This window comes from Marinobacter sp. KM021 (assembly GCF_050707965.1).
Classification (GTDB): domain Bacteria; phylum Pseudomonadota; class Gammaproteobacteria; order Pseudomonadales; family Oleiphilaceae; genus Marinobacter; species Marinobacter shengliensis.
Window position 1 is genome coordinate 1,110,843 of sequence record NZ_CP136129.1, and the last position, 20,036, is coordinate 1,130,878.

Here is a 20,036-nt window from a genome sequence, read left to right on the forward strand (position 1 = left end):
TTATGGGCTGTTTCTTATGTCCACGTAGAGTACCAGACTTTGGCCGGGTTGCAGATAACGGTTGGTATTAAGATCGTTCCATGATGCGATATCCCGCACATTCACCGAGAAGCGGCTTGCAATGGCAGACAGCGAGTCACCCTGGCGCACACGATATCCCACCTTGCGAACCATGGCGCTGTCCCGCTGGCTACTGGCAACATTCTTGGTGGGTTGTGCGGTTTTAGACCAGATCACCAGTTGTTTGCCCGGGATCAGTGGGTCGCCCGGCGCCATACCGTTCCAGGCCGCCACTTCCCGTACCGAAACCCGGTGTTCCCGTGCAATGTCCCAGAAGGTATCGCCACGGCGGACCGTGTAGTTAACCTTGTTGCCATCCCGTTGCCGCTCCTGGGTGCGTTGCAGGCGCTGGCTCTGGCTCAGCGCATAGGTCTCCGAACCCTTGGTGGCCGAGGGAATCAGCAGCTGCTGGCCGATGCGGATGAGATCGCTGTTCAGCTTGTTAACCTGCTGGATGACGGAAGGTGTTGTCGAAAACTTTCGGGCGATGGTGTTCAGGCTATCGCCTTTCTGCACCCGGTAATTCTGCCAGGACACCCGCTGCTCGGTCGGGAAATCGGCAAGCGCTGTACGGAAGCCCTCGGCTTTCTCGACCGGAACCAGCAGCCGGTGAGGGCCATCCGGATTGGTGGCCCAGCGGTTATAGGAGGGGTTGAGCAAATAGATTTCATTGATTTCGACGCCAGCAAGTTCTGCGGCCTGAGCGATATCCAGTTGCGAGCCAGTATCAACCACCTCGAAAAACGGTTCGTTCTTCAGGGCAGGCAACTCGATGCCATAGGCTTCTGGGTCGTCAAAGATCTTGGCCAGCGCAATCAGCTTGGGTACGTAGTGCCGGGTCTCGGTGGGTAGGCTCAGCGACCAGTAGTCTGTGGACTTACCGGCGTTGCGGTTACGGCGAATGGAGCTGGATACTGTGCCGCCACCCGCGTTGTAGGCAGCCAGGGCCAGGGTGTAGTCGCCATCAAAGCGGTTGGCCAGGCGGTCAAGGTACGTAAGGGCTGCATCGGTTGCCGCAATGACATCCCGGCGGTCATCGTGCCACCAGCTTTGAGTCAACCCGAAATACTTGCCGGTCGACGGGATGAACTGCCACAAACCCGCAGCCCGCCCGTGTGAATAGGCGAAGGGGTCAAAGGCACTTTCAACAATGGGCAGCAGTGCGAGTTCGTTGGGTAGACCACGTTTTTCGGTTTCTTCCAGGATGTGGTAGAGGTATCGGGAGCCACGTTCAACCACCCGGTCAATGTAGCGGGGGTGGCGGGCATACCAGTCCAGCTGTGCCTGAACCCGGGCGTTGTCAACGGAGTGGTCCATCTGGAATCCGGCCCGAAGCCGGTCCCATAAATCGGATTCCGAAGTGGCAACGTCCTGGCTGCTACGGGGGTTATCCAGTTTCTCCCGCGCTTCCCTGGCTTGCTTGCGCAGTTCGGGGGCGATGGCGTCGTCCAGCGGTGCGTCGCTGGCCTGATCACCGTTTCCGGACGCAACCGATTTCTTAAGGCCCTCGTCGCCCTGCGCAACAACGACTTCGTCAGAATCCAGGGGGTTGTTGCTGTCTGCGGTGTTGTTGTCTTCGCCAAACCAGGCTGACGGTGTGTGCCAGTTTTCAAGAACCTGACTGGTGCTGCAACCTGAGAGGAGGGTGCTGGCAATCAGCACATAAGACAATCGTTTCACCGACATAAACACAGCTTCCGGGTATTGGCCGGGTATGGACAGAAACCCGGCACATTAATGAGTTACGGTAACAAACAGGCTTGGATTCTATGGGAGCCCTTTTCCGGGGGTCAATACGGCTGATGTTACGGCTGTGAGAAGAAATGTTAAGAACTCAACCATTAACAGCTCAGAAATGGTCCTTGCCGTGTCGAATGGCCGCGAACACCGCATCCGCTGAATCGCATGGCAAACCCTGCCTTGCAGCATATTGCCGGGCACTTTCGATCACTTCCGGCTGGTCCCAGCGCATAAACGGGTTCAGGGTTTTTTCTGCGCCAATACTGGAGGGTACGGTCGGCTCACCACGGTTCCTCCTGGCCTGACAGTCCTGCTCAAACTGCTCGAGGGCTTTGTCGTCTGGCAACCAGCTGCGGGCAAACCTGAGATTGGCCAGGGTGTATTCGTGTGCACAGTAAACCCCGGTCTGATCGGGCAGGGCGCGCAACGACTCGAGAGACTGTCGCATCTGCTCGGGTTTGCCCTCGAACAGCCTCCCGCAGCCGCAAACGAAGAGCGTGTCGCCGCAGAACAGCACAGGGCGATCATTAATCTCAGTTTCCGAGTAGTAGGCAACATGGTCGAGAGTGTGGCCCGGTACCGCCATGACCTCGAAGGTCAGGCCTTGCCAGACCACTTCGTCACCGGGATGGATCGGGTTGGTGGTGCCCTTGAAGGGGGAATCCTCCGGGCCCGTTATGCGAACATCCGGAAAGGTCTTTGCCAGGCTGGCGATGCCGCCGGTGTGGTCGGGGTGGTGGTGGGTGACCAGTATGGTATCCAGAACCAGCTGCTGACTTTCCAGGTAGTCTTCCACCGGCTGGGCCTGCCCAGGGTCTACCACCAGCGCTTTGCCGGATGACCGGTCGCAGAGGCACCAGATATAGTTGTCGGAAAACGCAGGAATGGCCTGGATATCGAACATGCATGACCCCATGTGCTCTTTGGATGTGGCTGTTATGATAGTCCAACGCCGTTTCTATCCCAAGGGTCGTTCGTGAGCCGGGAACAAAAGGCGGTGCAGGGGAATCCGGTTAATGCAGAGATTCAGATTGGGCGCCTCAGGGGCGGTGGACTACTCACAAAGGCATGAGAGTTTCGAGCGCTGGTTCCAGACTCCGCTTGGCAGATCGTTGCTGGCCAGCCAGCGCCGGGTACTTGATCATGCATTCGAAGGCCTGGCCGGGGCCCGGCAACTGCAGGTGGGGCTAAGCCACAGGCTGCCGCTTGCCAGCGGCGCCGATTTCGTCCAGAAAATCATCACCACGCCTGGCTGGCACCCGCAGATGCCGGATGGTGTAGCAGTGTGTGATGCTGACGAACTGCCGTTTCCAGGGGACTCCATGGATCTGGTGATACTGCACCACACAGCGGATTTCTCCCCGGATCCCCACGAGGTATTACGGGAATCGGCCCGGGTGTTGAGGGGCGAGGGGCGTATTGCGCTGATTGGATTCAATCCACTGAGCCTTTGGGGTGTCAGGCGTCTGCTTTCAAGACATCATCAAGGGCCCTGGGGAGGGCGCTTCCTGATGCGTTCACGGATGGAGGATTGGCTCCAGCTGCTCGGCTTTGAGCTTGAGACTTCCTGCACCCATTTTTGCACCCTGCCGGTTCAGAGAAAGGAAGGCTACACCACCAGGAATCACCGTACCCTGAATGAGAACGGTCATTTCCTGCCGGTCGGCGCGTATTACTGTATCCTTGCCCGCAAGCGTGTGTACGCCCCCATCCGCAGGCGGGCGCCCTGGCGCAAGAGCAAAGTGATCTCAATGCCCGGCACGGTGGGTGCCTCGCGGGGGTGTTCAAGCCAGAGCGCTGGCGCGACAGAGAATCAATGAATAATTGGGAGAGTAAATGGTTGGCAAGGTGGTGATGTACACCGATGGTGCCTGTAAAGGCAATCCTGGTCCCGGTGGGTGGGGTGTGGTTTTGCGATACGGAGATGCCTGCAAGACCCTGCATGGTGGTGAGCGCCAGACCACGAACAACCGTATGGAGCTTATGGCCGCTATTCGCGGTTTGAGGGCCCTGAACCGTGCATGTGAGGTTGAGCTGTATACAGACTCCCAGTATGTCCGCAAGGGCATCACGGAATGGATGGCGGGCTGGAAGCGAAACGGCTGGAAGAATTCGGCGAAGAAGCCAGTCAAGAACGCCGACTTATGGCAAGAGTTGGACACCGAAACGGCACGACATAAGGTGAACTGGCACTGGGTCAAGGGCCATTCCGGTAACCCGGACAACGAGCTTGCGGATGAACTGGCCAACCGTGGCGTTGACGAACTGACCAGCGCCTGACGCGGCCTGTGGCGTGGGCGACGACGGAAACAGAGAGCACAGAGACATGAGACAGATCGTACTGGATACCGAAACCACGGGTATCGACCCGAACGACGGCCACCGCATTATCGAGATTGGCTGCGTTGAAGTCATTGAGCGTGAGCTGACGGGCCGTAATTACCACGTCTACATCAATCCAGAACGGGAGGTTGAGGCCGAAGCTATCACCGTTCACGGCATCACCAATGAGTTTCTGACCGACAAACCCAGGTTCGCCGAAATTGCCGACGAATTTTTCGAGTTTATCAAGGGTGCGGAGCTGGTTATACATAACGCGGCTTTTGACGTCGGCTTCATGGACGCCGAGTTCGCGCGCCTCAAGCCGGTCCGGAAAACCGCTGACCACTGCGGCATCGTCGACTCGCTCGCCATCGCCCGGGCCAAGCATCCGGGTCAGAAGAACAACCTGGATGCCCTGTGCAAACGCTACGGAGTAGATAACAGTAACCGGGAACTGCACGGCGCGTTGCTGGATGCGGAGATTCTGGCTGACGTTTATTTGTTGATGACCGGCGGGCAAACAGCGTTATCCCTGGATGCCGGGGCTGGCGATGATGGAACTGCCGGTGGCATCCGCCGCCTGACTGGCAACCGACCGGCTTTGGCTGTGATCCGTGCTGATGACGCCGAGGCCTCGGCCCATGAAGAATTTCTGGCGATGATGGAGAAGCAGGCCGGCCACACCGTCTGGAGCAAATTACAGCAATCGGAATGAGAACCACGTCAGGGTGTACCATTTGTTACATTCCGCCTTTCTTGAGGTACTTGAGTTTTATGTTATAAGTAATGATAAGTTCGCCAGTTTTCTGCGAGCTGAATGTTGGCCGGCAGGGTGCATGGCCCATAACAAACGCCGGCCCCATGTCCCCGGCATTAGTTCACGAACAGGATGCGGTAGTCTCCGCAAAGTAACAGGAAGCGTTTATGGTTCAATCGTCTCTGGCGACGAAATCGCAGTCGTTTGATTTGGTCAAAAGCGAAATCGAACAGACCATCAAACAGGCAGAATCCAGCCTTGAGCGCTTTCAGGAAAATCGTGAGAGTGGGGAAGACCTGCAGAACTGTGTTGATTATCTCAATCAGTTGCGGGGCATCTTCATTCTGGTGGAATTGCGTGGTGGAACCCTGCTGTGTCAGGAGGCAGTGAACCTGGCCAACGACGTGCCCGTTGGCGCCAATGACGACAAGAACATTCTGCTGACGACCCTCAACAGCGCCCTGTTTATCTTGCGTCGCTACGTTGAATATTACCACCAGCAACGGGAGGACCATCCGGAATTGCTGCTGCCGGTGATCAATGATCTACGCGAGGCGCGGCGCGAGAAACCCTATCCCGAATCCTGTTTCTTTGATGTGGATGTGAAAGAGCGTCCGGATTTCTGCTCCGGGCTCTCGCTTCAGCCGCTTGAAGGCGGCGATGCCGAATACGAAATTCTCGCCAGGCGTATGCGCCTGACCCTCCAGGTCGCTCTGCTTGGCATTCTTCGTGAGCGTAATGAGGTGGTCAGCAAAAAGCTGGTGGCCAGGGCTTCCCGTGGCTTTGCCAGACTTTGCCAGGGCGCGCCAATGGGCCAGATGTGGTGCTTGCTGTCTGTGGTTGCAGACACCATGCTGGACCGGGCCATGGGCTTCAATAAAGCCCGAAAACGTCTGCTTATGCGAATAGAGAAGTATGCCCGCCAAGTGGTGTACGTTGGCAAAGTGGCCACCACCAAAGATGCCCCTGACTCGGTCATCAAAGACCTTGTCTACCTTTTGTACCGCAGCGGGTCCGCTAATCCCGAGGTGGCGAGCGTTCTTTCCGCCTACCGGCTGGCGCCCTCTGAGTTTCCCGATGCTATCCTTGAAGCCCACTCGCGCCGGCTGTACGGCCCGGGTTCGGATGTACTGAAATCCTTGTCGGAAGCGCTGCAGGAAGAGCTCAATCAACTGAAGGATAAGCTGGACATCATCGAACGGGGTATCGAGCCAGACCTGGCCGAGCTGGCGTCCATCGCTGACGCCCTCGAGCGCCTGGCGAACACCCTGGTGATGCTCGATCTCAATCGCCTGGCCGGTATTGCCCGTGAGGAAGCGACGAAACTCCGTCAGTGGGAGGAGGAGAAGCGCCTGCCGGCAGAGGACGAACTCTATCGCCTGGCCGATTCGGTGCTGGGGGTGGAGGATGCCGTCATGCAGATCGTCATTCGAGGTATTACCTCGGAGACCGATGCGTTGGCAGGCAGTGAACGCAAGCGGGACGAGTCCGTCTACCTGCAGGAAGCCATCTGGGTGGTTGCAGACGAGGCGCGTAGCGCCCTGACCCTGGCCAAGCGTGCTATTACCGCGTTTATCGAATCCGACTACGACAAGTTGCACCTGGCCAACCTGCCGGGCACCCTGCGCAGTATCTGGGGTGGTTTGCAGATGGTGAACGACCCCCAGGCTGCCAGTGTCATTGCGCGGGTAGCGGCATCCATTCAGGAGCAGCTACTGGATGCGAGGGAAGCGCCGGCACCTCAGGTGCTTGAAGCGCTGGCGGACGCGCTTACGTCGCTGGAGTACTACATTGAAAGCATTGGCCGCCGCGAAGAGAGCAACAGCGACCTGCTGAAACTGGCGGAATCGTCGTTGGGCGACGTCGGGCTGTAATAACGGCTTCGGTGTCGTTGAAGCGACCAAAAAAAACCTGCGACTTGCGCAGGTTTTTTTATGGCCTGTTAAGCGGGGCTTAGCCCATCTTGAACAGTTCACCCAGCTTGGTTGCCAGCATCATGTCGCCTTCGGCGCGCAGCTGACCAGCCATGAATGCCTGCATGCCGTCGGTTTCGCCGGAAACGATACCCTGCAGGGTGTCGGAGTTCATGATCAGGGTAACGGAAGGATCGTCGTTCGCGCCTTCGTGCAGCTTGCAAGTGCCGTCGTTGATCACCAGGTGGTAGGTTTTGTCATCTTCGATGTCGAACTGGAACACCAGATCCAGGCCTTGTGCCGCGTCTGCGTTGAAATTCTGTTCGAGTTTTTCAAATACCTGAGCTACAGACATTGTTTTACCCTTTTGAGTGGTTGTCTTGTCATGGTGACGGCTTGGAATCCCTGGCCTCAGAAGCCTGTTTGATAGCCCGGGTAGCGCCGACCTCGCCATCCGACTTTATGGTTAGAACACGGTTGTGTCAAGCTTGATCGAACGCTTGTTTTAATTTTCTTTTGGACTTATCACGCCCCCTGTGAGGGGGTACACTCATGGCTTTGCAACGACGTCTGGAGACTGCATTTTGGAATTTCTGACCGAATACGGACTTTTCCTCGCTAAAGTGGTGACCTTCGTGGTGGCCGCCATCATTCTGGCCTCGGTGATTTTCTCCGCCACCCAGCGGGACCGGAGTGATCATGAAGGAGAGGGCGAGCTCAAAATTCGCAAACTGAACGACCAGTACCGGAAACTGAAAGAATCCATCCAGTCCCGGTTGATGTCAGACGCCGAACACAAGGCCTGGCAGAAACAAAAGAAGAAAGAAGAGAAAGCCGAGAAAAAATCGGCCAAACAGGATAAAACCGCTGAGGAAGAAAAGGCCTCCAAACCACGCATCTATGTCATCGACTTCGATGGCGACATCAAAGCCAGCGATACCGACACGCTCAGGCGGTCGGTCTCTGCGGTGCTCAGTGTCGCCAACCCGGAGACAGACGAGGTGGTGGTTCGCCTGGAAAGCGGTGGCGGCCTCGTGCACGCCTATGGTCTGGCAGCCGCACAGCTAGACCGGATTCGCAGTAAAGGGGTTCCCCTGACGGCCTGCGTAGACAAGGTGGCGGCCAGCGGTGGTTACATGATGGCTTGCGTTGCCGACAAGATCATTGCGTCGCCCTTTGCAGTTCTGGGTTCGATTGGTGTGGTTGCCCAGCTGCCGAACTTCCATCGTTTTCTGCAGAAGAACGATGTGGATTTTGAAGTGCTGACCGCCGGTGAGCACAAGCGCACACTGACCGTGTTTGGAGAGAACACCGAAAAGGGCCGGCAGAAATTTCTCGCGGACCTTGAAGATACCCACGGCCTGTTCAAGGAATACGTCAGCGAGCGGCGCCCTGCGCTGGATATCCAGGCGGTGGCCAATGGCGACATCTGGTTTGGCAAGCGTGCCCTTGAGGTCAAGCTCATTGACGATATCAAGACGTCGGACGAATACCTGATCGAGGCCTGCGATCGGGGTGAGGTGGTCTCGGTGTCATTCCAGCGTAAGAGAACCCTGCCGGAACGGCTTGGCCTGGCCACCAGTGCGGCGCTTGAGCATACCGTTTGGCGGGTGCTCAGTGCTTTCCGTAATCAGAAAATTCAGTAAGTCAGGGTCGGGCGCAGAGAGTTTAACGCTCTGCGCCCACCCGTGATCGCTCAGGAAGCCCTGCGACGGAACAGGGGCTGGTCGGTATCGGTGGCAGCCTGGTAGGCCTGGCTGAAGAAGTTCAGGCAGCGAGCTGCCTTGCTGATGTCCTTGTCGGCCCGCAGCACGTAGGAATCGAAGCCGCACCGTTTCATGAACTGCAACTGGTCCAGCAGTACATCACCGATGGCTCTCAGCTCTCCCTGGTAGCCAAACCTTTCCCGCAGCAGGCGGGCGATACTGTAACCCCGGCCATCCACAAAGCGTGGAAAGTTCACCGCAATCAACGGTAATTCCTTAACCTTTTCCCCAAGCATTTCGGGCTCGTCATGGCTGTCGAACCAGACTCCGATATCATCCCGGCCTACGTAGTGCTCGTAGCCTGCAAGCCACAGATCCGCGGGAATCAGCGCAGGCTGGCCTGCGGCTACATTGAGGGATTCACCCTCGGCAGGGCGCTCTACGACCACCCAGCTGTCGTTACGGATGCTGCCGTCAGCAGCGATTACATCAGGCATAGACCCGCTCCTTGAATGGTTCAATACCAACACGGCGATAGGTATCCAGGAAGGTTTCTTCCTCGCTCCGTTTGTCGACATATACATCAATGATCTTGGCAATCACTTCGGGCATCTGGTCCCTTGCAAACGAGGGCCCCAGAATCTTGCCAATGGCGGCGTCATGATGGGAGTCGCCACCGAGACTGATCTGGTAGAACTCTTCGCCTTTCTTGTCAACGCCCAGCACGCCAATGTTACCAACGTGGTGGTGGCCACAGGCATTCATGCAGCCGGAGATGTTGAGGTCGATGGGGCCGAGGTCGTACAGGTAATCCAGATCATCAAAGCGACGCTGGATAGCCTCAGCAACGGGAATCGATTTGGCGTTGGCCAGGGCGCAGAAATCGCCGCCCGGGCAGCAGATGACGTCGGTCAGGGTGTTCAGGTTGGCAGTGGCAAAGCCCAAGGGAACGAGGCGCTGCCAGAGCTCGAACAGCTGGTCCTGGCGAACATCGGCCAGAACCACATTCTGCTCGTGTGTCGCACGGGCCTCACCAAAGCTGAACTGGTCCGCCAGATCGGCAATCTGCTCAAGCTGATAATCGGTCACGTCACCCGGCGGGGTCCCGGTTTTTTTCAGGGTCAGGGTGACACTGGCATAGCCGGGCTTCTTGTGCTCGCTGACGTTGTGAGTCAGCCACTTGTCGAATTCGCGGTTCTCAAATCGTTGCTCACTCAGCAGGGCAGTGGCGTTCTCCAGTGTCTCGTAGTCAGGCTCGGTGAAATAGCCCTGGAATTTTCGGATCGCTTCCGGGGTCAGCCGAGTCGGGGAGTCTTTGATGTGTGCCCATTCAGCTTCGACTTTCTCGGCGAAACCTTCCGGGGTCAGTGCCTTCACCAGAATCTTGATGCGTGCCTTGAACTTGTTGTCGCGCCGGCCGTAACGGTTATAGACCCGCAGGACCGCCTCCAGGTAAGTCAGAAGGTCGAGTTCCGGCAGGAATTCCCGGATGACTGGCCCCACCATGGGCGTGCGGCCCAGGCCCCCACCCACGTGTACGCGGAAGCCCAGCTCGCCCTGATCATTCCGGACCAGTTGCAGGCCGATATCGTGCACCTGAATGGCCGCCCGGTCCGTCTTTTCGGAAGCATTAACCGCCACCTTGAATTTGCGAGGAAGGAAAGCGAATTCCGGGTGGAAGGTAGACCACTGCCGGATAATCTCGCAGTAAGGGCGAGGGTCGGCGATTTCATCGGCCTGAACACCGGAGAACTGGTCTGTGGTGGTGTTACGGATGCAGTTACCGCTGGTCTGGTTGGCATGCATTTCCACTTCGGCCAGTTCGGCCAGGATATCCGGAACGTCTTCCAGGTTTGGCCAGTTCAGCTGGATGTTGGTACGGGTTGTAAAATGCGCATAACCCTTGTCGTAATCACGGGTGATGCGGGCCAGGCGGCGGATCTGGTCTGAACGGAGCATGCCATAGGGCACACAGATACGCAGCATGGGTGCAAGACGCTGAACGTAGAGACCGTTCTGCAGACGAAGTGGAAGAAACTCTTCTTCCGCCAGCTCGCCCGCGAGGGCCCGCTCGGTTTGGTCCCGAAACTGTGCGACACGTTCCGCGGCAATTTGCCGGTCGTGCTCATCATAAACGTACATAGGGTAACGTCCTGCCTGGTAACTTCTGAAATGCGGTTGTTGAATGGCGCCAAAATGACATTGGGCCTTATTCCTGAAGCGGAGGATATCACTGGGTTTTTATTCTTAAAATGATTATTTCAAAATATCATTATCGATTCAGGTGATAAGCAGGAAAATCAGCAGCGGCGGGCAGGACTGGACGAATATCAATTTCCTGCTTTAATAAAAGCCGGGTACTGAAACAACAACAAGACTGGATAACCGAGGAGTAAGCTATGAAAAAGACAGCGGATTCAGATAGCCAGGCCGATGCCGTTGCAGCAGTGTTACTGGTGTTGCTGGCTGTTGCCTTTGCAGTAGTGTGGGTTGCCGGGCAGTAGCGCTACTGGCCTGCCAGCACCACCTTTACCACCAGTATCAGCCCGCCCACAAACGCAGCGCCAAACAGCAGCCCGGCAATGATGTAGGGCACCGGGCTGTGGCTGGCAAAATCCTCTTGTCGGCGCTTTTCAGACTGCACCCCCAAAGCGCCGGCGAGGATACTTTGCATGATTTTCAGAACGCCCGGCGAACCGGGCTTTTTCTTGCTGCTGTTATTGTTGTTGTCAGCCATATCGTTCATTGAGTCACCCTGATTTATTCGGCCGGATCGTAGGCCAGGCTGGGCATCAGCCAGCGCTCAGCTTCTGCTTTGGACAGCCCTTTTCGTTCAGCATAGTCTTCAACCTGGTCCACGCCAATTTTGCCGACGGCAAAGTATTTGGATTCCGGGTGGGCAAAGTACCAGCCAGAGACCGCTGCCGTTGGGTACATGGCAAAGTGTTCGGTGAGCTGGAGGCTGGTGTTGGCCGTTGCATCCAGCAGTTTGAACAGGGTGGCTTTCTCTGTATGGTCAGGGCAGGCAGGATAGCCGGGGGCCGGGCGGATGCCCTGGTACCGTTCCTTGATCAGGTCATCGTTGGCCAGCTGTTCATCGGTTGCATAGCCCCAGAATTCTTTGCGAACCCGTTCGTGCATGCGCTCGGCGAAGGCTTCTGCAAGCCGGTCTGCCAGGGCCTGGACCATAATGGCGCTGTAATCGTCGTGGGCATCCTTGAACTCTTTGGTCAGTTCGTCCACCCCAATACCGGTGGTTACGGCAAAGCCGCCGACATAGTCACCCACGTGGGAGTCTTCAGGGGCCACAAAATCAGACAGGGCCATCATGGGTTTGCCGGGCGCTTTTTCGTCTTGCTGGCGAAGGTGGTGCAGGGTGGTCAGCTCCTCGGTGCGGGACTCGTCTGTGTAAACGACAATGTCGTCTCCGCGACGGTTGGCCGGCCAGAAGCCAATCACGCCTCTGGCGGTGATGCGTTTATCTTCGATCATCTTCTTGAGCAGTTTCTGGGCGTCGTCGAACAGGGTGCGTGCAGCTTCGCCCCGCTTCGGATCGTCGAAGATTGCCGGGTATTTGCCGGCAATGTCCCAGGAAATGAAAAACGGCGTCCAATCGATGTGGTCCACCAGTTCGTTCAGGTCGTAATCGTTGAACGCCCGCACCCCGGTGAAGGCTGGTTTCGGTGGCTGGTAAGTCTCGAAATCGAGTTCCGGTGCCCGTGCCCGTGCTTCTGACATTGACACCAGCTTTGTACGGTCGCCACGGTTCTTGCGGCGCTCACGGATCTCGTCGTACTCGGTACGGGCGGCTTCCACGAGCGTGGGCTTTGCGGTCTTGCTCAGAAGCTGAGAGGCCACGTTTACGCACCGGGACGCATCGGATACGTAAAGGGCAATGTCGTTCTTGTACTGGGGCTCGATCTTCACCGCAGTGTGGGCTTTGGAGGTGGTGGCACCGCCAATCATCAGCGGGATATTGAAATCCAGCCTCTGCATTTCCCGGGCAACATGGACCATTTCATCCAGCGAGGGTGTGATCAGGCCGCTCAGACCAATAATGTCGACATTCTCTTTTTTCGCAACGTCCAGAATCTTCTCGCAGGGCACCATCACGCCTAGGTCGATGACTTCGTAGTTATTGCACTGCAGGACCACACCAACGATGTTCTTGCCAATGTCGTGTACGTCGCCCTTCACGGTGGCCATCAGAATCTTGCCCTTGGCCTGCTGGTCTTCTGTTTTCTCAGCCTCGATGAACGGGATCAAGTGGGCGACGGCCTGCTTCATTACCCGGGCGCTCTTGACCACCTGGGGCAGGAACATCTTGCCATCACCGAACAGGTCGCCGACCACATTCATACCCGCCATCAGCGGGCCTTCGATCACTTCGATGGGGTGGCTGGCGTTCTGCCGGCAGGCTTCTGTGTCGTCAATAATGTAACTGGTGATGCCTTTCACCAGGGCATGCTCAAGACGCTTCTCGACGGGCCATTCACGCCAGGCAAGGTCTTCTTCTTTGGTCTGGCCGCCTTTGCCTTTGAACTTTTCGGCCGCCTCAAGCAAGCGATCTGTTGAGTCATCGCGGCGGTTCAGGACGACGTCTTCCACCAATTCCTTCAGGTCTGGCTCGATCTCGTCATAGATCACCAACTGGCCCGGGTTCACTATGCCCATGTTCATGCCGGCCTTGACCGCGTGATACAGGAAAACGGAGTGAATGGCCTCACGCACCGCATCGTTACCGCGGAAAGAAAACGAGACGTTACTCACGCCACCGGAGATGGACGCGTGGGGCAGGTTTTCCCTGATCCAGCGGGTGGCATTGATGAAGTCCACCGCATAGTTGTTGTGCTCTTCGATGCCGGTGGCGATGGCGAAGATGTTCGGATCAAAAATAATGTCGGCCGGGTTAAAGCCGATACTGGTCAGCACGTCGTAAGAGCGTTTGCAGATCTCGGTTTTACGCTCGAAGGTGTCGGCCTGGCCGTCTTCGTCAAAGGCCATGACGACAACGGCCGCACCGTAGCGCATGCAGTCTTTTGCCCGCTTGATGAACTCTTCCTCGCCTTCCTTGAGGCTGATGGAGTTCACCACCGCCTTGCCCTGAATGCATCGAAGACCGGCCTCGATCACTTCCCACTTGGAAGAATCGATCATGATCGGCACGCGGGAAATGTCAGGTTCGGATGCCACCAGTTTCAGGAAGGTCTCCATAACCTCCCTTGAATCCAGCATGCCCTCGTCCATGTTGATATCGATGATCTGGGCGCCGTTTTCCACCTGGTCCCGGGCCACGCTCAGCGCTTCCTCGTACTGTTCTTCCTTGATCAGTCTCAAAAATCGCTTGGAGCCGGTCACATTGGTGCGTTCGCCCACGTTAATGAACAGCGTGTTTTCGTCACCGGTAAAGGGTTCGAGGCCTGACAGGCGCAGTGCCTTGGGGCGATCGGGAATCTTCCGGGGTGGATACTTGGATACCGCCTTGGCAATGGCTTCAATGTGATCCGGGCGTGAACCGCAACAACCCCCGATGATGTTCAGGAACCCGTCCTTGGCGAAGCCCTCAATGATATCGGCCATTTCTTCGGGGGTCTGGTCGTATTCGCCAAATTCGTTGGGCAGCCCGGCGTTGGGGTGGGCTGACACATAGGTTTCTGCCTTGTTGGCCAGCTCTTCCACATAAGGGCGCAACGCGTCCGCACCCAGGGCGCAGTTAAGACCCACTGAGATGGGTTTCGCATGGGCGATGGAGTTGTAGAAGGCCTCGGTGGTCTGGCCCGACAGTGTTCGACCAGACGCGTCGGTAATGGTGCCGGAGATCATGATCGGCAGTTCAAAACCGTTGTCCTCAAAGAACTGCTGGGTCGCGTAAATGGCGGCCTTGGCGTTCAGGGTGTCGAAAATGGTTTCAATCAGGATCAGATCGGAGCCGCCTTCCACCAGCCCGGAGACCGCTTCATAGTAATTATCCACCAGGGTCTGGAAATCCACATTCCGGTAACCCGGGTTATTGACGTCTGGTGAGATGGAGGCGGTGCGCGATGTAGGGCCCACGGCGCCGGCAACAAACCGTGGTTTGTCCGGATTGCGGGCGGTGAACTCATCAGCGATTTCCCGAGCGATCCTGGCCGCTTCCACGTTCAATTCACGGGCCAGATCTTCCATGCCGTAGTCCGCCTGGGAAAGGCGGGTGGAATTGAAAGTGTTGGTTTCGATGATGTCTGCGCCGGCATCCAGGTAGTCTGCGTGGATATTGCGGAGCAGGGCCGGCTGGGTCAGGTTGAGGAGATCGTTGTTGCCCTGAACGTCCCGGTCGAAATCCTTGAATCGGTCGCCCCGGAATGCGGCTTCGTCCAGCTTCTGGTTCTGGATCATGGTGCCCATGCCACCATCGAGGATGATGATGCGTTCCTTGAGGGCCTTATGAAGCTGTTCCAGGCGGGTAGTACGATCGGTCATAGGGAATTCTTCCGGGGTCATTAATAACGTCGTGTTTGTTCGGACGGCGCGGGATCATAGCAAAATTGTACGTATACGTCTTAATACAGATGATCATTATCGAGCACTGACCACAAAGTTCCTGGCGGGAGGTTATACGTGCAATTCATTATCCTGTTAAAGCCCGACTATTTTACTTGGTCTTTTAAGTTCCTGCGAACTCTCCTAAAATAGAGACTACATTTGAAAACAGGTAGGAAGCATGGCTTTGGTAACTGTCACTGATTCCGCAAGGGATTATCTTGCGCAACTGATTGAAAAGCAGGATGTCGAGGGCATGGGCGTTCGTATTTTCGTCACCCAGCCGGGTACCCGCAATGCCGAGACCTGTCTGGCCTATTGCCCGCCAAACGAAGTCGTCCCTACAGACGAGCAGGTTGATCTGCAGAAATTCACCCTGTTCCTGGACCATAACTCGGTACCGTTTCTGGAAGATGCCTACGTGGACTACTCCAAAGACCAGATGGGCGGCCAGTTGACCATCAAGGCGCCGAACGCCAAAGTGCCCCAGGTGTCTGATGACGCCCCCCTTCCTGAGCGGGTGAACTACGTGCTGGCGTCTGAGATCAACCCCAATCTGGCGGCCCACGGCGGTGATGTATCGCTGGTCGAGATCGTTGAGGAGTCGGTGGCAGTGCTGCGTTTCGGTGGCGGTTGCCAGGGCTGTTCCGCCGTCAGCCTGACCCTCAAGCAAGGTGTTGAGAAAACCCTCAAGGAGCGGGTTCCGGAGATCACTGCGGTTCGTGATGTGACCGACCACTCGAACACTGAAAACGCCTACTATCAGTAATTTCTGCATTACCTCTGCCAGGCCGTCGTTCACCGCGGCGGCTGCCGCAGATGCCTGTCTTTCGTGGCTACACGGCCAATGTCCTGATATCTGCAATACTCCATTATCCTGTTGATTAACAGAACCGTGCACGGTTGCTGTACCGTGCCATAAAAAACAGTGATATCAGCGGCGCCATTGCCGCCAGACTTGAAACCGGGGTAACACTTGCTCGACCTTGCTCTCTTATCCGTACCTGTGATGGCTGCTGTCGTCGGCTGGTTTACGAACTGGCTTGCGATACAGATGTCATTTCACCCGGTGCGTTTCATCGGCATTGGCGTTATTGGTTGGCAGGGTGTTATCCCCCGTAAAGCCGAGAAGATGGCGCACATCTGTATCGACCGGACGCTGCAGCAGTTTGGTGATCTGAATACCGTCTATCAAAAGCTGGAGCCCCAGCGCATTGTTCAACAGGTGGTGGCACAGGTTTCACCACGGATGGATGAATACATCGACGAAGTCATGTACGAAGTGCAGCCGGTGTTGTGGGATAACCTGCCGCTGTTTGTTCGCGCCAGGATCTACCAATGGGCCAGGCAGCAGCTGCCGGACAGGATTGAAGAGCTGGTTGAGGATTTCGGTGACGACCTGAATGAGCTGGTGGATCTGAAAGCACTGCTCAGCCGCGAATTGCAAAATCATCCTGACCTGATGAATCGCATTTTCCGGGAAGCCGGTTCCGTTGAATTGCAATCGGTCATTAACCGTGGTGCCATCATTGGCGGTTTGCTGGGTGCCATCCTGGCGCCGCTGTGGCTGGCCTATCCGGAGCCATGGCTGCTGCCGGTCGGTGGTTTTGCCATTGGCTTTATCACCAACTGGATCGCCATTAATCTGATTTTTGCACCGCTTCGCCCTCGCCGGGTTCTGTTTTGGCGGATTCAGGGGTTGTTTCTGCGCCGTCAGGAGCAGATCAGTGATACCTGGGCACGTCTGGTGGCCGAGGAACTGATCACCGTTGAGAAGGTGGCGGACGCCATGATCAATGGCCAGCACGGAGCACGAACCCGAGCGATCATCCAGAAGCATCTGCGCCCAATGCTCGATAACTCCATGGTTATGAAGCTGGCGGCACAGGTGACGGTTGGTATGACTGGCTACACTGATCTCAAGCGAGTGATGAACCAGAAGGCGGTGATCGCCACCCGGGATGTGTTCAACGATCCCGCTTTTAACAAGGAGCGGGCACCCATTGTGGCCGGTGTGCTGGCGGGCCAGATGAAATCGCTCCGTCCGGAGGAGTTCCAGGACATATTGCGGCCGGCGTTCAGAGAAGAAGAGCTCCAGCTGATGTTTGTTGGGGGCTTGTTCGGCGCAGTGGCCGGCCTGATTCAGTTTATCGCGATGAACCAGCTGCCGATGCCGCCACTGGGTGGCTAACAAGGGAGACAGGTAATGTCTGTGTGGGTTTTGATGATTGTTCAGGTGCTGTTGACCGCTGGTACGGTGGCGGCTGTTCTGTTTGCGTTCTGGTACCTCGTGGTTCGGCCCTGGCTGGCTGAACGCATGCGGGAGTTGGTGGAAGCCGCTGACCAGATCGAGCCCAAGGTGGCCAAGGGCGTCAACAAAGGCGTCGCCGATGCCGTCCGGCAGCTCCCGCAAAATGCATGGGAAGGCGCGACCAAGGAGTCGACCAAGCAATTCCTGAAGTTTGGCTCCAATCTGTTCGAGAACGGGCTCAGCAGCTTTCTGGGCTCGACTGCCGAAATGCAGAAATCCCAATCCAGCAATGGTAGCCGGCCACCCGGGCAGGGCGATCGCTGATCAAAGGCAGTTGGTTGGCCTGGGTAGCCCGGCAATCCGGCAGGCGGTTTTGGCGGGTGTGCCTGGGAACAACTGCATCAGGTAGATACTGTTGCCCTTGTCGTCCCCGAACGCTTCTTTCACTGCCTTCACAAATAACCGGTTTGACGGCGGAGACATTTCATGTTGTTTGTAGAATTCCCTCAGGAAATCTATGATCTCCCAGTGATTTTCATTTAGCTGTATGCTGTCCTCGGCGGCAATCTCTTGTGCTACCTCAGGGGTCCAGCTGCCAGCGTCTTCCAGAAAACCCTCGTTGTTGCGTAACGGCAAAGTCGTCATTGTATTACCAGCTCACGGTGCGTGAATGTTCGGCAGTCAGGCGCACCAGATCGCCATAGCTGATGATTTGTACATTGGGGTTGCCTGCCAGGCCTCTGGCCTCAAGGTCTGCGCCAAGGGCAACACAGTTTCGGGGCAGGCTAGTGGTGCTGTCTGTTACCGCCAGTACCGCATTTTCCGCCAGTGCCAGCGTGTCTCCTTCGTGAACGGCTGCCAGACAGGTTGCGAACCTTGGGTGACTGGGTGATTTGTTCAGGATATGAAGTGTCGCCTGAATCGTTTGTTCCTGTGTCATTCCGTCATCCTTAGCCTGCAAAAACGATCCGTTCAAAGCGATCAAGGGCGTCTCTGACCGATGGAATCAGTTCCACGCCATTCAGCCTGTCTTCCTCACCAAGCCGAAAACGTTCGCAGGCGGATTGTTCCGCGAGAATCTGTTCGACTCCGAACACCGGTGCCGCAGCAAGATTCTTTTCAACCGTTTTCTGGCCGATGCCTCCGGCATCCTGGGATTTGCGCAGCCAGTTAACACCAGCGCCGATAAAGAGCAATGCCGCTGGTTGATCGAAGGCTGCCAGGGAAAACACCATATCCAGCGCTTCGCGACCGGACCAGGAGCCATACGGAGCCTGATCAATCACAATCAAGGTGGTCATCTTAGTGGCTCCCATGAAAGTAGATCACGCGGTCAGACTTCAGGTTGCCTTCCACCCATTCCCCCAAGCCCGCTATCTGGTATGGCTGGCGAAGGTTGTTGGCGCTGAGTTCATACCTCGCCTGTTCGCCCTGGTCGACGATTCCCCGGCGCAAGGCCGAGGCAATGCAGGCGACCCCTGGCGTCTGGTTGTCAGCAAGGAAATCTGCCCACTGGCCAGGCCAGTGGGGTTCATCGGAGGGGGGCGTACTCAGGGCTGAAGCTAGGTGTACGCCCTCGCCATAAAGAAACACCCGGTCGATGTGGTGGCCGGCTGCAATCAGCTCCTGTGCGAATGCCAGTGCTGTTTGTGGTGCCTGGCTAGACCAGGGAGCGCCGGTAATAACCAGGGTGTAAGAAAGGCCAGGGGACATAACGATAGGTTGCCGGTCAGAAATGGATCGGATTTCAGTTTACCGAAAGCAAGAACCCCGGCAAAGGCCGGGGTTCCTGTTCAACGCATTGCTCTGGCGAATCAATCGTCGCCGCTGAATGCCGCCAGCAGGTGCAGCAGGCTGACAAACAGGTTGTAGATGGCCACGTACAGGCCAACGGTTGCGATCACGTAGTTACGCTCGCCGCCTTTGATGATCCGGCTGGTTTCAAACAGGATCATGATGGAGGCGAAAATGGTGAAGCCAGCGGATACCGCCAGATGCAGGGCAGAGCTCTGCATGAAGAAGGCCAGCAGCATGGCACCGATCAGCACGAACGCACCGGCCGTCAGGAAGCTGGACATAAAGCTGAAGTCTTTCTTGGTGATCAGCGCGGTGGCTGACAGGCCAACAAAGGCTACGGCTGTCAGGGTCAGTGCCTGGGCGACAATCTGAGAGGCACCCGCGGCCACGAACGCGCCGATGATCGGGCCCAGGGTGTACCCCATGAAGCCGGTCAGGGCGAAGGTGGTGACGATGCCCCAGGGGCTGTTCTTGAGCTTATAGGTCGCGAACAGCAGGCCAATATAGCCAACGATGGTGATCAGGAAGCCCGGGTGCGTGCCGTTCATGTTCAGGAACGCAGTCAGGGCCGAGAAGGCCAGGGTCATGCCCAGCAGCATGTAGGTGTTGCGCAGTACCTTCAGCGCATCTTCATCAATGCCCGCTGTTACGCCGGTGGCTTGACCGGACTGCGGGTAGGCAGCCTGGTTGTTCTGAACGCCGAAACGTCTGTCTTCCATTGTCATCTCCGTTTATTGCAACTGGATACTGAGTCCCATGATAATGTCGAATCCGCAACTTTCAATCATTTACGACAGAAAATGCCCCAATGGATTCCATTAAACTGGTGTAATCTTGCTCGCACCGTGACCAGAACCAGTGGAATTTCCAACGTTTTTTCTTCAAGGCGTTGACAGTAATGGCAAATCCGGTATCATTCCACCCGCTGTCGCAACGGCAGCAACGGAAATACGCCTTCTGGCGTTTTTTCG

20 protein-coding genes are annotated in these 20,036 nt (G+C 56.6%); 8 read left to right on the plus strand and 12 right to left on the minus strand.

The window, feature by feature from the left end; translation table 11 throughout:
• Both RVM24_RS05170 and gloB read right to left on the minus strand, forming a co-directional pair.
• Entirely contained in the window at positions 1-1,746 is a 1,746-nt protein-coding gene (locus RVM24_RS05170; protein WP_106695712.1) for a LysM peptidoglycan-binding domain-containing protein, read from the minus strand.
• Positions 1,747-1,909: 163 nt separating this feature from the next.
• On the minus strand, positions 1,910-2,704 hold the full coding sequence (gloB, locus tag RVM24_RS05175; RefSeq protein WP_061332820.1) for a hydroxyacylglutathione hydrolase: 795 nt from the start codon (positions 2,702-2,704) through the stop codon (positions 1,910-1,912).
• Between the two features lie 112 nt (positions 2,705-2,816).
• On the opposite strand from gloB, the gene RVM24_RS05180 reads away from it, so the two are divergent.
• From RVM24_RS05180 to RVM24_RS05195, 4 genes are all read left to right on the plus strand, one after another.
• On the plus strand, positions 2,817-3,620 hold the full coding sequence (locus RVM24_RS05180; protein ID WP_061332822.1) for a class I SAM-dependent methyltransferase: 804 nt from the start codon (positions 2,817-2,819) through the stop codon (positions 3,618-3,620).
• A gap of 16 nt (positions 3,621-3,636) precedes the next feature.
• Positions 3,637-4,080 (plus strand): ribonuclease HI, encoded by a 444-nt coding sequence (gene rnhA / locus RVM24_RS05185; RefSeq protein WP_286920861.1) that lies wholly within the window; start codon positions 3,637-3,639, stop codon positions 4,078-4,080.
• A 13-nt stretch (positions 4,081-4,093) separates the two neighbouring features.
• Positions 4,094-4,837, plus strand: coding sequence for a DNA polymerase III subunit epsilon (gene dnaQ, locus RVM24_RS05190; RefSeq protein WP_266094473.1), 744 nt, complete (start codon positions 4,094-4,096; stop codon positions 4,835-4,837).
• A gap of 209 nt (positions 4,838-5,046) precedes the next feature.
• The gene (locus RVM24_RS05195) at positions 5,047-6,753 is read left to right on the plus strand and encodes a chemotaxis protein (protein ID WP_286920862.1); all 1,707 of its coding nucleotides are present in this window, start codon (positions 5,047-5,049) and stop codon (positions 6,751-6,753) included.
• A gap of 79 nt (positions 6,754-6,832) precedes the next feature.
• On the opposite strand, the gene RVM24_RS05200 is transcribed toward RVM24_RS05195, so the two are convergent.
• Positions 6,833-7,147: an SCP2 sterol-binding domain-containing protein gene (locus tag RVM24_RS05200; protein WP_061332831.1), complete on the minus strand. Its 315-nt coding sequence runs from the start codon at positions 7,145-7,147 to the stop codon at positions 6,833-6,835.
• A 229-nt stretch (positions 7,148-7,376) separates the two neighbouring features.
• On the opposite strand from RVM24_RS05200, the gene sohB reads away from it, so the two are divergent.
• Positions 7,377-8,438, plus strand: a complete 1,062-nt coding sequence (gene sohB / locus RVM24_RS05205) for a protease SohB (protein WP_106695716.1) — start codon at positions 7,377-7,379, stop codon at positions 8,436-8,438.
• Between the two features lie 50 nt (positions 8,439-8,488).
• Here sohB and RVM24_RS05210 read toward each other — a convergent pair whose 3' ends face one another.
• The 4 genes from RVM24_RS05210 to metH all read right to left on the minus strand — a co-directional run bounded on the left by RVM24_RS05210 (position 8,489) and on the right by metH (position 14,957).
• Entirely contained in the window at positions 8,489-8,995 is a 507-nt protein-coding gene (locus RVM24_RS05210) for a DUF934 domain-containing protein (RefSeq protein WP_061332835.1), read from the minus strand.
• The gene (locus RVM24_RS05215) at positions 8,988-10,640 is read right to left on the minus strand and encodes a nitrite/sulfite reductase (protein WP_138435562.1); all 1,653 of its coding nucleotides are present in this window, start codon (positions 10,638-10,640) and stop codon (positions 8,988-8,990) included. Before RVM24_RS05215 ends, RVM24_RS05210 begins: the two co-directional genes overlap by 8 nt.
• Before the next feature lie 364 nt (positions 10,641-11,004).
• Positions 11,005-11,244 carry a DUF2970 domain-containing protein gene (locus RVM24_RS05220; RefSeq protein ID WP_082780601.1) on the minus strand — a complete coding sequence of 80 codons (240 nt, stop codon included), beginning with the start codon at positions 11,242-11,244 and terminating at the stop codon, positions 11,005-11,007.
• Between the two features lie 14 nt (positions 11,245-11,258).
• Positions 11,259-14,957, minus strand: a complete 3,699-nt coding sequence (metH, locus tag RVM24_RS05225; RefSeq protein ID WP_431475054.1) for a methionine synthase — start codon at positions 14,955-14,957, stop codon at positions 11,259-11,261.
• Between the two features lie 241 nt (positions 14,958-15,198).
• Between metH and nfuA the strand changes: the two genes are divergently transcribed.
• The 3 genes from nfuA to RVM24_RS05240 all read left to right on the plus strand — a co-directional run bounded on the left by nfuA (position 15,199) and on the right by RVM24_RS05240 (position 17,592).
• A complete protein-coding gene (nfuA, locus tag RVM24_RS05230) occupies positions 15,199-15,786 on the plus strand; it encodes a Fe-S biogenesis protein NfuA (protein WP_058089746.1) in 588 nt (195 codons plus the stop codon).
• Between the two features lie 285 nt (positions 15,787-16,071).
• Complete coding sequence (locus RVM24_RS05235) at positions 16,072-17,208, plus strand: DUF445 family protein (RefSeq protein WP_228703981.1); 1,137 nt, start codon at positions 16,072-16,074, stop codon at positions 17,206-17,208.
• 15 nt (positions 17,209-17,223) lie between these two features.
• On the plus strand, positions 17,224-17,592 hold the full coding sequence (locus tag RVM24_RS05240; protein ID WP_286921562.1) for a hypothetical protein: 369 nt from the start codon (positions 17,224-17,226) through the stop codon (positions 17,590-17,592).
• Here the strand turns inward: RVM24_RS05240 and RVM24_RS05245 are convergent, their stop codons facing one another.
• The 5 genes from RVM24_RS05245 to RVM24_RS05265 all read right to left on the minus strand — a co-directional run bounded on the left by RVM24_RS05245 (position 17,593) and on the right by RVM24_RS05265 (position 19,784).
• Positions 17,593-17,913, minus strand: a complete 321-nt coding sequence (locus RVM24_RS05245; RefSeq protein WP_061332843.1) for a TusE/DsrC/DsvC family sulfur relay protein — start codon at positions 17,911-17,913, stop codon at positions 17,593-17,595. It lies immediately after the preceding gene.
• Positions 17,914-17,917: 4 nt separating this feature from the next.
• Positions 17,918-18,208: a sulfurtransferase complex subunit TusB gene (tusB, locus tag RVM24_RS05250; RefSeq protein WP_286255505.1), complete on the minus strand. Its 291-nt coding sequence runs from the start codon at positions 18,206-18,208 to the stop codon at positions 17,918-17,920.
• A 10-nt stretch (positions 18,209-18,218) separates the two neighbouring features.
• Complete coding sequence (locus RVM24_RS05255) at positions 18,219-18,569, minus strand: DsrE family protein (RefSeq protein ID WP_061332847.1); 351 nt, start codon at positions 18,567-18,569, stop codon at positions 18,219-18,221.
• A gap of 1 nt (position 18,570) precedes the next feature.
• Positions 18,571-18,981 carry a sulfurtransferase complex subunit TusD gene (tusD, locus tag RVM24_RS05260; RefSeq protein WP_354443501.1) on the minus strand — a complete coding sequence of 137 codons (411 nt, stop codon included), beginning with the start codon at positions 18,979-18,981 and terminating at the stop codon, positions 18,571-18,573.
• 101 nt (positions 18,982-19,082) lie between these two features.
• Entirely contained in the window at positions 19,083-19,784 is a 702-nt protein-coding gene (locus tag RVM24_RS05265) for a Bax inhibitor-1/YccA family protein (RefSeq protein WP_058089752.1), read from the minus strand.
• Between the last annotated feature and the right edge of the window lie 252 nt (positions 19,785-20,036).